Raw genomic sequence first — 12417 nt, forward strand, 5'->3', positions numbered from 1 at the left:
TGTAGACATTAGCATCAGACAGAAACACGAGGCACCGGCCGAAGGGCAGCCTTTGGCCATGGATTGGTCGCACAGCCAGGGATGGCTTTTACATAGTTCCTGTTATATGCGGTAAGAGGGACCGTTAGGAATTCAGGGGAGGAGTAGTTATGGCACGAGTACGTAAGGGTGCAGCGACAACATCTAGAATAGCCAGAACTTATGTAGATGGAAATACTGTACGTAAGGTACAGGACAGACGTCAGGAGGCGCTGCGTCAAAAGCAGAAAAAACAGAAGGCGCTTGAGCGCGAAAAGATATTACAGGATCGTGAGAAACAGTACAGAGCTCAGCAGGAGAGACTCAGAAACAAGACAGTGGAGATGGATGCGCCATTTATCGCAACTCTTGCTATAGCCCTTACATGCACACTTTTAATGTGCTTTTCTTACATTCGCCTGCAGACAAATATTAATACGAGGATTCATTCCATAGAGCTTATGAAGCAGGAGCTTGACAAGCTTAAGTCCGAGAACGACGCTCTTCAGAACAGTATCGACACTTCACTGGATCTTGACAGGATCTACCGTGTTGCAACTCAGGAGTTAGGTATGGTTTATGCTGATGACAGTCAGACCATCTTATATGATAAGACTGAAAGCGAGTACGTAAGACAATATGAGAACATCCCAAAATACTGATAATGAAAGAAAAGTCAAAAGGGGAAAGATTCTTTCCCCTTTTATGCAGAGAAAGCTAGCCGTCACACTTGGTGTGATAATGCTAGCTTTAATTGCCCTTATCGTGGCGATATACATGCTGGTAAAAAATAACAGTGAGGAGTACAACAAGATAGTTCTGTCCCAGAGACAGGCTTCCTATGACTCCCGAACCATTCCTTTCCGTCGTGGAGACATCATGGACAGGAACGGCACTGTGCTTGCCACCAGCCAGAAAGTATATAATCTTATACTGGATCCCAAGGTCATCCATTCCGGTGAGGGAGACAGATATGTGGAGCCTACTATTCAGGCTCTGGTATCCTACTTTAGTTATGATGAAAGTGAACTCCGGACACTCATCAAAGAGAAAGCCGACAAGTCTTATGTTAAGTATAAGAAAGAGCTTTCCTATGATGAAAAGTCGGGGTTTGAAGAGTATATCAAAAATCAAAACGCGGTATATGTGAAAAAGGGTGATAAGGCCCGTATCCGCGGCATATGGTTTGAGGACGAGTACAAGCGAATGTATCCCTACGGCTCACTTGCCTGCAATGTCATCGGTTTCTCCAGTGCTGACGGTTCAGTGGGAACCGGCGGTGTGGAACAGTTCTATAATGATACCCTCATGGGCGTTAATGGCCGTGAGTATGGTTATCTTGACAACGATACAAAGCTTAAGTCTGTTCTTAAGGAGCCGACAGATGGTGATACTGTGGTTACCACCATCAATACAAACATTCAGATGTCCCTTGAGAAATATCTCAATGAGTGGCAGCATGACGATGTAGGTTCCAAGGTGGCAGGCGCCATCGTTATGGACCCGAAGACCGGCGAGATCCTGGCTATGGGTTCCACCAACCAGTTTGATCTTAACAATCCGAGAGAACTGGATGAGTCACAGTACACAAACTCTGAGCTTATGGAGCTTGGAAGAAAAGAAGCGGTGGGAGTTTACAAGAGACAGAATCCCGATGCCGAAAAGATTTCCGTGGATGAGGTCGGAAAGTACTTTTCGGAGGATGAAATCCTTTCTTTCGGTAAACAGGTTGCCTGGAACCAGGTTTGGAGAAATGTTGTCATCTCCGACACATATGAGCCGGGTTCAACAGCCAAGTCCATTACCCTAGCGGCAGCCCTTGAAGAGAGAGCTATTACCCCTTCCACAACCTTTGACTGTGAAGGTTTCATCGCTCTCAGCGACGGCATCCACACATGGAGAATCCGCTGCCACAATCATGACGGTGACGGTGTTATCGACGCACAGACAGGTCTTATGAGATCCTGTAATGTCTACCTCATGAACACAGCATTTGCACTTGGAGCTGAAAATTTCGTTAAGTACCAGCATATTTTCGGTTTTGGAGAGAAGACAGGCATCGATCTTCCGGCTGAAGCTGATACTTCAACTCTTGTTTATCCGGCAGAGAGTCTCGGACGTACGACTCTTGCTACAAACTCTTTCGGTCAGAACTACAACGTTACCATGGTTCAGATGGCTGCGGCTTACTGCAGTATCGTGAACGGCGGTAATTATTATAAGCCGCATGTGGTTAAGCAGATCCTGAACGGAAACGGCACAGTGATCCAGGATGTGAAGCCTGAGCTGCTCAGAACCACCTGCTCAAAGTCCACCAGTGATTTCCTCAGGGAAGCTCTGTACCAGACTGTTGAAGGCGGAACCGGTACCAAGGCGAAGATCCAGGGTTACCATGTAGGCGGAAAGACCGGAACAGCCGAGAAGATCCCCCGTTCCGCAAAGAACTATCTTGTTTCCTTTATTGGCTTTGCGCCGGTTGAGGATCCACAGGTTGTAGTATATGTTATAGTAGATACTCCGAATCTTGTGGGAGAGGCACAGGCAACAGCATCCTTCGCGATTTATATTGAAAGAAAAATCATGAATGATGCTCTTCAGTTCCTGAATATTCCTCCGGTTAGTGATACTGATCCGGAAGATAACATTAACAAGAAGCTTTCCGGAGGTTCTGAAGGTATCAACGATGAAGCCATGGGTGAACAGGTAACCTCAGGTTCTGATAACGAGAATGGCGAGTCTGAGACAGTTGAAACTGACGATGAGGGTAATGCTGTCGTTCGTACTCAGGCACCGCCCGTTACTGATGAGGTAATCTCAGGTGATGATGAAGGCTTCGAACTTCCGGATGCGGTTCCCAACAGCGGTGAAGGTTTGGAAGAACAGCCGGAAGAAGCTGAAGAAGAGGACTGAATCTGAGCCGGGTCCGATGAACCTGTTGCGTGGCGTCAACCTTTCGTGCAGAGTATTAAAACAGGCCGGAATTGCCGGCAGCTGTAGCGCAAATCGGTCGGACCTCGAATTTTTGACATTATATATTTTGTGGAGAGTAAAATGTATCTTGATCTGGTAATTTCAGTAATACTGGGCTTTGTGATAGTTGCGGCTGTCATGCCCTTTGCCATACCCGAACTTCACAAGCTGAAGTTCGGACAGCAGGTTCGTGACGACGGACCTGAGTCACATCTTAAAAAGCAGGGTACTCCAACCATGGGAGGCCTGGTTTTTGTGCTGGCCATCATTATCGTAAGTGTGTTTTTCGTAGGGCGATATCCAAAGATAATCCCTGTGCTGCTCCTTACAGTGGGCTTTGCCATCGTTGGATTTATAGATGATTATTTAAAGGTAGTTAAGCACCAGTCTGAGGGATTCAATCCGAAACAGAAATTTGCCTGTCAGTTTGTATTCACGCTGATCTTCGGCATTTATCTTTATATTTCTCCGGATTATGAAAATCTCATGAGGGTACCCTTTACGGATTTCTATCTTGACCTTGGGTGGTTTTATGTGCCGGCGCTTCTCTTTATAGTGCTTGGAACCGATAACGGAGCTAATTTCACGGACGGCATCGACGGACTTGCAAGCTCTGTGACATCTGTGATAGCAATGTTTATTGCCTTTGTAAGTATGTTTAATGGCGATGGTGAGCTTGTGCCCATCGCAGGTGCGGTTTGCGGCAGCCTTTTCGGCTTTTTGGTATACAACAGTCATCCGGCAAAGATATTCATGGGAGATACCGGTTCTCTCGCTTTAGGCGGTTTTGTGGCGGCGGCTGCATTTGAAATGGAAATCCCGCTTTTTATACCGTTTTTTGCACTGATTTATCTCGTGGAAGTACTGTCAGTCATTATTCAGGTGACTTATTTTAAGGCAACTCATGGCAAGCGTATCTTCCGAATGGCACCGATACATCACCATTTTGAGTTGGGCGGATGGTCTGAGACTAAGGTCGTGACAGTATTTACAATTATTACAATACTGCTTTGTCTTATTGCTGGACTTGGGATGTAAAGAGTGAGTGTATCAGGGTTTAACGCTGACTGCCTGCGGGCTGAAGGATGCCCTGAGGGATTCCTGTAAACAAAAAAATAAGATTAAGCATATATTATTAGGCGGGGTGAGTGAAATGAAAAGTCGGAAGGTGCTCGTGCTGGGCACGGGAAAGAGCGGGATCTGTGCAACAAAGCAGATCCTTAGTCTGGGAGGAGAGGTTATCCTCTATGACTCAAATGCGGAGCTTGATAAGCTGCAGCTCCTGAAAAATTTTGACAAAAAAGCACAGGTTACGGTTATAGCAGGTGAGCTGAAACCTGCAGATCTCATACAGGTGGATCTTGCGGTTATAAGTCCGGGAATACCTCTGGACAAGCCCTTTGTAAAGATGCTTGATACAGCAAAGATTCCTATCTGGGGTGAGATAGAGCTGGCATATCAGTCAAGCAAAGGAAAGCTTTGCGCGGTAACCGGAACCAACGGAAAGACAACTACAGTATCTCTTATCGGAGAGATACTTCAGGAAGAGTACGAAGATACTCATATATGCGGAAACATTGGCAACCCTTATACAGCGGAGGCCCTTGAAACAAAGGATGATTCTGCCACTGTTCTTGAGGTAAGCTCCTTCCAGCTTGAGACCATAATGGATTTCCATCCACATGTTTCCTGCATTACAAACATTACCCCGGATCATCTTGACAGGCATAAGACCATGAAGAATTATGCAAGAGTCAAGGAGGATATAGCCCTCAATCAGACAGAGGAGGACTATATCGTTTTAAACTATGACGATCCTGAGCTTAAGAAGTTTGGAAAGAGAAAGTCTTTAAAGCCGAAGGTAATCTGGTTCAGTACTTCACATATTCTGAAACAGGGATTATATTATAAAGAACCGAATATCCATTATGTTAATGATGGAAAAGATGAGGTTCTTCTGGATGTCCATGAGACAAATCTTCTGGGAGCGCATAACTATGAGAATATCATGTGTGCCATTGCCGTATGCATGCATATGGATGTTCCCATGAAGAAGATTCTGAAGGCGGTTAAGAATTTCAAGCCGGTTGAGCACCGTATAGAATTTGTGAGAGAAAGAAACGGAGTAAGATATTATAATGACTCCAAGGGCACAAATCCTGATGCTGCAATCAAGGCACTGCTTGCCATGCCGGGACCTACGATCCTTATCGGAGGAGGTTATGACAAGGAGATACCGTTTGATGACTGGTGCAAACTTTTCGAAGGAAGAGTTAAGTATCTTATACTTATAGGTCAGACCAGAAACATTATCGCAGACTGCGCTAAAAAATACGGTTTTACCAATGTTGTATTTGCAGAGGATATGGAAGAAGCAGTCAGGGCCAGTGCAGCTTATGCCGAGGCCGGTGACTACGTGCTTCTGAGCCCTGCCTGCGCATCCTGGGGAATGTTCAAGAATTTCGAGGAGAGAGGACGCATCTTTAAGGAATGTGTAAATGCACTCTGAAATGAGTGATGACTCAGGAATAGAAATTGGAGTATAAGAGAAGGCAAGATGCAGATTCGAGTGACTGGTGTCACTGAATAGCATCTTTGAATAGAAAGATCAGACTCAATTAGTCAGAGGGGGAATAATATTTGGGAAAGAAAAAGAAAATTAAACACTTCTTTGACTTCAGTTTGATGTCTACCATCATATTTGTCACGGGTTTCGGACTGCTTCTGATGTATTCCGCATCGGGTTACAGTGCACAGAATTCCATGAATGATGCAATGTATTTCCTGAAGAGACAGGCGATATTTGCGGTGGGCGGCGTGGTATTTATGCTGCTGGTATCCTTTATAGACTATCACCTGTATGCCAAATTCAGTGCCATTATCTTCGCTGCTGCCTGCTTCCTTCAGGTTGCAACCCTGGGTATCGGAGTTGCTTCTCATGGATCCGCAAGATGGCTTAGCCTCGGCGGTATGAGATTTCAGCCTTCGGAGGTTACAAAGGTAGCGGTTATCATCATGCTGTCTACATTGATAACGAAGAAGATCTACCATATGGATGAATGGAAAACCATATTTCAGGTTGCTGCAGTGGGAGTCCTGCCCGGAGTTTTCATTGCCATATCAAACCTTTCAACGGCTATGATCATCCTGGGAATAACCTTTTTCATGATCTGGATATCAAGTAAAAAAGTGGTTCCTTTCGTTGCGGTAGGTGCAGCGGGAACCGCGGTTTATATATTTGCCTATCCGGTGGCGAGACTCCTGCAGAGATTAAACATACTTCAGGAGTACCAGCTTACGAGAATTTTTGCCTGGAAAGACCCTTCGAGTTATGCGGATGAAACCTTCCAGACATTGCAGGGGCTTTATGCCATAGGTTCCGGAGGAATCTTTGGAAAGGGTCTCGGTGAATCGGTTCAGAAGTTCCTTATGCCTGAGGCACAGAATGATATGATATTTACCATCATCTGTGAGGAGCTGGGACTTTTCGGAGCGGTGTCCATCATCCTGATCTATGCATTCATCATCTACAGACTTTACGATGATGCAAGAAATGCAAGAGACCTTTTCGGGTCAATGCTTACAATCGGAATCATGTGCCATGTTGCACTTCAGGTAATCCTCAATATCGCGGTTGCCACAAATACGATTCCGAATACCGGTGTTACACTTCCTTTCATAAGTTATGGAGGTACTTCACTTTTTATTCTGATGGCAGAGATGGGAATCGCACTTTCGGTATCAAGACAGATAAGGCTGGAAACGTAAGATGCCGGTTGGGTATGCATTACCCTGACAGACTGCATTGCAGTGAGGGTGTAATGTAGAGACTGATATGCGTGAGTCATAGCTTTAGCTTAAAACATTAATATCAAACTAAGAAATAAACGCGATGTTATTGAAATGACATCGCGTTTTTGTATAATTTAACGTATGAAAAAAGATAAGTTTAATAATGACGATTATTTTTACGAAGATGAATATGATGATGACGAATATGATGATGTCTACGAAGACGAAGACCGTTACGAACGGGAAAAGAAAGCAAGACGTATGCTTCTCGGAGGATTTGCCATCATCATTCTTCTTGTGGCTGTGATACTTGCCAGCGCCAGGATAAAGAACATTAAGGTTTTAGGGAATAACAGATACACCAGTGAGGAGATGGTGTCGAAGATCTTTTCCGATTACTGGGATACAAATGCATTTTACTGTTTCTGGAAAGACAAGACCAAGCCGCATAAGCAGATTCCTTTTGTACAGAGATATGATATCAACTGGGAAGGCCCCCTTTCCGTAAGCATCACCGTGTACGAAAAAAATATAGTTGGTTATGTTGATTACATGTCAAGCCATATGTATTTTGATAAGGATGGTATAGTTGTGGAGTCCACAAGGGAGAATCTGGCGGGCATTCCCAGGATCACAGGACTTACCTTCGGATCCATAATTCTGTATAAAGAGCTGCCGGTTCAGAATATGCATGTCTTTAATGACATATTGAATCTTACGGGTTCTCTCAGTGATAATGAGATCAAATGTGACGAGATCGCATATGATGAGCTTCTGAATGCTACCTTAAAGATGGGTGACATCCAGGTATATCTCGGAAGCAACAAGGACATGGAAATGAAGATATATACCCTTAAGGATATACTTCCGAACCTTGAAGGCTTGAAGGGTACGCTTAATCTGTCAGATTACAATGAAAGTACCGATCATGAGAGCTACATTTTCAGATCGTCGACTTAAGAAATAATGTCATAAAAATGTAAGAAATAAGTGAAAAAACCTTAGGTTTAAAACGCTTATCTGCGTGCTAAAATCTGTTAAGCTATTGATAATAGTTAAATAAATATGTATATTTAATTAGGGTGTGTGACCGGACTAGATGAGATTTGGAAATACAAGCGTATGTGGTCACGCAAATTCAAGCTACATTATGGGATGATATAGTGTTGAAGGAGGAAGATTATGCTTGAGATTAAACTTCCTGAGTCAGAGGCAGCTGCAAGAATTATCGTTGTTGGTGTTGGTGGCGCAGGTAATAACGCGGTGAATCGCATGGTGACTGATGGCATTGTCGGCGTTGAGTTCATCGGCGTTAATACAGATAAGCAGGCCTTACAGTTCAGTCAGGCACCAACTACTATGCAGATTGGTGAAAAGCTTACAAAGGGACTTGGTTGCGGAGGCAGACCTGAGGTTGGTGCCAAGGCAGCTGAGGAAAGTTCAGAGGATATTACTGCAGCTTTGCAGGGCGCAGATATGGTATTTGTAACCTGCGGTATGGGAGGCGGAACGGGAACAGGTGCAGCTCCTATCATTGCAAAGATTGCAAAGGATATGGGTATCCTTACTGTTGGTGTAGTAACAAAGCCTTTCCGTTTTGAAGCTCGTCAGCGTATGCAGAATGCTATAAAGGGTATCGAGCAGCTTAAGGAATCTGTAGATACACTTATCGTTATTCCTAATGACAGACTTCTTGAGATCGTTGACAGAAGAACTACCATGCCGGATGCACTTAAGAAGGCAGACGAAGTTCTTCAGCAGGCTGTTCAGGGTATCACAGACCTTATCAATGTTCCCGGTCTTATCAATCTTGACTTCGCCGATGTATCTTCAGTTATGAAGGACAAGGGTATCGCTCATGTAGGTATCGGCGCAGCTAAGGGTGATGAGAAGGCAACAGAGGCTGTTAAGATGGCTATTTCATCTCCGCTCCTTGAGACAACTATCCAGGGCGCAACAGATGTTATCATTAATATTTCAGGTGATATCTCTCTCGTTGAAGCAAACGAGGCAGCTTCTTATGTAGAGGAGCTTGCAGGTGAGAATGCAAATATCATCTTCGGTGCTATGTATGATGAGAGCGCACAGGATGAGTGCAAGATCACAGTTATCGCTACAGGCATTCAGGATGAGCAAGCAACACAGTCTGTTTTTGATGCTCCTGAGAAGAAGACTGTTGCACCACAGGCAGCACCACGTCAGGCAGTTCCTGTTCGTGAGCCACAGCCGGTACAGACTCAGAGACAGCCTATTCCAAGCTTTCTCAACACACCGTCTCAGTCTGTAGGATATACAATGCAGAACCAGGCAGCACCTTCAGTTCAGACTCCTTCAGTTGCGCCTCAGGTTCATGAGACACATATGCCGAGCATGGAGCCGGCTCCTTCAGTTCAGCCAAGCTACCGTCCTCAGCAGAACAAGGATCTGTCAATCAACATTCCTGAGTTCCTGAGAAACAAGAGATAAAGAGTATATATTTGGAAAATAAGAGACTATGTCTTTACGGCATAGTCTCTTTTATGTTAAGATGCAACGCGGAATAAAAAAGTTTGATGTATAAATATTGGAAATCAAAGGTGGAGAGGAATATATGATCCACCCGGGATACCTAAGGATACATTTATATATGGAGAAGACATGGCAAATTTAAAAGAAGAGATTGAGAAGAGACGTACGTTTGCGATCATTTCTCACCCGGATGCAGGTAAGACAACATTAACAGAGAAGTTCCTTCTTTACGGAGGTGCTATCAACCTTGCAGGTACCGTTAAGGGACGTAAGGCCACCAAGCATGCAGTTTCAGACTGGATGGAGATAGAGAAGCAGAGAGGTATTTCCGTTACTTCTTCAGTGCTTCAGTTTAATTACGGAGATAAATGTATAAATATCCTTGATACTCCGGGTCACCAGGATTTCTCGGAGGATACCTATCGTACACTTATGGCTGCCGACAGTGCCGTCATGGTTATCGATGGCGCAAAGGGTGTTGAGCCTCAGACAATCAAACTTTTCAAGGTCTGCGTAATGCGTCACATTCCTATCTTTACTTTTGTTAATAAGTTTGACCGTGAGGCCCGTGACCCATATGAGCTTCTTGACGAAATCGAGAGCGTTCTTGGCATCCACACCTGTCCTGTAAACTGGCCCATTGGCTGCGGACGCAACTTCAAAGGCGTCTTCGATCGTGAGACTGAAACCGTGGAGCTTTTTACTGCCAATGCCGGCGGCACCAAAGCTGTTGAGGAGCAGGACGTAAAACTTGATGATCCTAAGTTAAAGGATCTTGTGGGTTTTGAGTATTATGACAAGCTTCAGGAGGATCTGGAGCTTCTGGACGGAGCTTCTGACGATTATGATCAGGAAAGAGTCAATAAGGGAGAGCTTACTCCTGTATTCTTTGGCTCAGCTCTTACAAACTTCGGTGTCAGAACCTTCCTTGAGCACTTCCTGAAGATGACATTACCACCTCTTCCCAGAAGTAGTGACAAGGGCGTTATCGATACAGTTGACGAGCAGTTCTCAGCCTTCGTTTTTAAGATTCAGGCTAATATGGATCCAAAACACAGGGACCGTGTCGCTTTTATGCGTATATGCTCGGGCGAATTCGATGCAGGAATGGAAGTTAATCACGTGCAGACCGGCCGTAAGGTGAAGCTCAGCCAGCCTACCCAGATGATGGCGGATGAGCGTAAGATAGTTGAAAAGGCCTACGCCGGAGACATTATCGGAATTTTCGATCCGGGTATCTTCTCTATCGGAGATACACTGGAGCTTTCCAATAAGAAGTTTGCTTACGAGGGAATCCCTACCTTCGCGCCGGAACACTTCGCAAGAGTCCGTCAGGTAGACACCATGAAGCGTAAGCAGTTCCTGAAGGGTATTTCCCAGATCGCCCAGGAAGGTGCCATCCAGATTTTCCAGGAGTACAACACCGGTATGGAAGAGATCATCGTAGGCGTTGTAGGTGTACTTCAGTTTGAAGTCCTCACCTTCCGTCTCAAGAACGAGTACAACGTTGACGTCAAGCTCGACATGCTGCCCTATGAGCATCTGCGCTGGGTTGAGAACTACACCGAGATCAACATTGACAAGATCCAGGGAACTTCGGACATGAAAATCGTAAAGGATCTGAAGGACCGCCCGCTGCTTCTGTTCGCGCATGAGTGGTCGGTAGGTATGGTGCTTGACAGAAATAAGGATCTCAGGCTTACTGAGTTTGGAAAGAATTAAGAGGTAAATATATGAACGAATCAGTAAATAAGTGGATAGAGGAACATTTAGACGATCTTATAGAGGATCTGAAGGGTTTTGTCTCAATCAATTCTGTACAGGGCTCATACGAGCAGGGAAAGCCTTTTGGAGACGGTCCCTTTGATGCCCTGAACTTTGCGATTGATCTTTGCGACAAGTACGGATTTTCAGTAAAGAATTATAACAGCTATGTAGGTACTGCGGATTTTGATCCGGAGCTTCCCAGAACCCTCGACATGCTTTGCCACTGTGATGTGGTGCCCGCAGGCGAGGGCTGGACGGTTACAGAGCCTTTTAAGCCTGTAGTAAAGGACGGAAGAATCTACGGCCGTGGAACATCTGATGACAAGGGTCCGCTTCTTTGCGCACTTTATGCTATGCGCGCCATCAAGGAGTGCGGCGTCCCTCTTAAGAAGGGCGTTCGTCTCATTATGGGTTCCGATGAAGAGACAGGTTCTAGTGATATTGAGAAGTACTATGCTGTAGAGCCCGAGGCAGAGATGACATTTTCTCCGGATGCGGAGTTCCCTCTTATAAATATAGAAAAAGGTCAGTTCAGAGCCGGAATCGTAAAAAGCTTTGAGGAGTCAAAGACTTTACCGCGACTTGTTTCACTTGAGGCAGGTGTGGCCGTTAATGCTGTTCCCCAGAAGGCAGTCATCACACTTGAGGGTCTCGATATGAATATGGCTGAGGCTCCCATGGACGAGGTTGCAAAGGAGTGTGGTGTTACCTGTGAGCAGACCGGTATGAATGAGATAACAGTTATCGGTGAGTCTGCCCATGCATCAACTCCCGAGCTTGGAAAGAATGCCGGCATCGCTGCACTTATGCTTGTTGCAAAGCTTCCTCTTCCCGAGTGCGAGCAGATAAAGGCTATTAAGAATGTACTTAAGCTGTTCCCTTACGGAGTTACAGACGGTTCCGGCCTCGGCATCAAGATGAGTGATGCAGAGTCCCACGATCTTACATGCACCCTGGATATGTTCCATATCACAACTACCGGGCTTGATCTCATGTTCGACAGCCGTACACCGCTTATTGCAACCAAGGAGAACTGTGAGGATGTGGCAGGAAAAAGTATTGAGTCCCTCGGCCTTGAGTTTGAAAGCAAGGGTATAGTTCCTCCTCATGCGGTTCCTTCAGACTCTGAATTTGTTCAGAAGCTCCTTAAGTCCTACGAGACAGTAACCGGCCTCAAGGGCGAAGCCATGGCCATCGGCGGCGGCACCTATGTTCACGAGTTAAAGAACGGCGTAGCCTTCGGTGCAGTCCTTCCGGGCGTTGACACCCGCATGCACGGCGCCGACGAGTTCTTCGACCTCGATAACATCGTGATTGCCACCAAGGTGTACGCAGAGGCGATCATTGAGCTTTGCTCATAAA

At 45.4% G+C, this 12417-nt stretch carries 9 protein-coding genes; all 9 read left to right on the forward strand.

Translation table 11 applies throughout. The annotated features are described in order from the left end of the window. Nucleotides 1–149 precede the first annotated feature (149 nt). The 9 genes from T357_RS0104310 to T357_RS0104350 all read left to right on the forward strand — a co-directional run bounded on the left by T357_RS0104310 (nt 150) and on the right by T357_RS0104350 (nt 12416). Nucleotides 150–680, forward strand: coding sequence for a hypothetical protein (locus tag T357_RS0104310; protein ID WP_031549125.1), 531 nt, complete (start codon nt 150–152; stop codon nt 678–680). 79 nt (nt 681–759) lie between these two features. Further along, nucleotides 760–2928: a peptidoglycan D,D-transpeptidase FtsI family protein gene (locus T357_RS0104315; RefSeq protein ID WP_242840059.1), complete on the forward strand. Its 2169-nt coding sequence runs from the start codon at nt 760–762 to the stop codon at nt 2926–2928. A gap of 141 nt (nt 2929–3069) precedes the next feature. Next, nucleotides 3070–4026: a phospho-N-acetylmuramoyl-pentapeptide-transferase gene (gene mraY / locus T357_RS0104320; protein WP_031549131.1), complete on the forward strand. Its 957-nt coding sequence runs from the start codon at nt 3070–3072 to the stop codon at nt 4024–4026. 7 nt (nt 4027–4033) lie between these two features. Beyond that, nucleotides 4034–5497 (forward strand): UDP-N-acetylmuramoyl-L-alanine--D-glutamate ligase, encoded by a 1464-nt coding sequence (gene murD, locus T357_RS0104325; protein ID WP_255342795.1) that lies wholly within the window; start codon nt 4034–4036, stop codon nt 5495–5497. Between the two features lie 131 nt (nt 5498–5628). Continuing rightward, complete coding sequence (locus T357_RS0104330; RefSeq protein ID WP_031549136.1) at nt 5629–6756, forward strand: FtsW/RodA/SpoVE family cell cycle protein; 1128 nt, start codon at nt 5629–5631, stop codon at nt 6754–6756. 165 nt (nt 6757–6921) lie between these two features. Further along, complete coding sequence (locus tag T357_RS0104335; protein ID WP_242840060.1) at nt 6922–7740, forward strand: cell division protein FtsQ/DivIB; 819 nt, start codon at nt 6922–6924, stop codon at nt 7738–7740. A 222-nt stretch (nt 7741–7962) separates the two neighbouring features. After that, the gene (gene ftsZ / locus T357_RS0104340; protein ID WP_031549140.1) at nt 7963–9246 is read left to right on the forward strand and encodes a cell division protein FtsZ; all 1284 of its coding nucleotides are present in this window, start codon (nt 7963–7965) and stop codon (nt 9244–9246) included. A 171-nt stretch (nt 9247–9417) separates the two neighbouring features. After that, nucleotides 9418–11010 (forward strand): peptide chain release factor 3, encoded by a 1593-nt coding sequence (locus tag T357_RS0104345; RefSeq protein WP_031549141.1) that lies wholly within the window; start codon nt 9418–9420, stop codon nt 11008–11010. A gap of 11 nt (nt 11011–11021) precedes the next feature. Continuing rightward, a complete protein-coding gene (locus tag T357_RS0104350) occupies nt 11022–12416 on the forward strand; it encodes a Sapep family Mn(2+)-dependent dipeptidase (protein ID WP_031549144.1) in 1395 nt (464 codons plus the stop codon). The last annotated feature ends 1 nt before the right edge of the window (nt 12417 follow it).

The organism is Oribacterium sp. FC2011 (assembly GCF_000701645.1).
In the GTDB taxonomy this organism is placed as follows: domain Bacteria; phylum Bacillota; class Clostridia; order Lachnospirales; family Lachnospiraceae; genus Oribacterium.

Coding starts and splice junctions, on each gene's coding strand:
- T357_RS0104310 (WP_031549125.1), top strand. CDS start 150: ATGGCACGAGTACGTAAGGGTGCAGCGACAACATCTAGAATAGCCAGA.
- T357_RS0104315 (WP_242840059.1), top strand. CDS start 760: ATGCTAGCTTTAATTGCCCTTATCGTGGCGATATACATGCTGGTAAAA.
- mraY (WP_031549131.1), top strand. CDS start 3,070: ATGTATCTTGATCTGGTAATTTCAGTAATACTGGGCTTTGTGATAGTT.
- T357_RS0104335 (WP_242840060.1), top strand. CDS start 6,922: ATGAAAAAAGATAAGTTTAATAATGACGATTATTTTTACGAAGATGAA.
- ftsZ (WP_031549140.1), top strand. CDS start 7,963: ATGCTTGAGATTAAACTTCCTGAGTCAGAGGCAGCTGCAAGAATTATC.
- T357_RS0104345 (WP_031549141.1), top strand. CDS start 9,418: ATGGCAAATTTAAAAGAAGAGATTGAGAAGAGACGTACGTTTGCGATC.
- T357_RS0104350 (WP_031549144.1), top strand. CDS start 11,022: ATGAACGAATCAGTAAATAAGTGGATAGAGGAACATTTAGACGATCTT.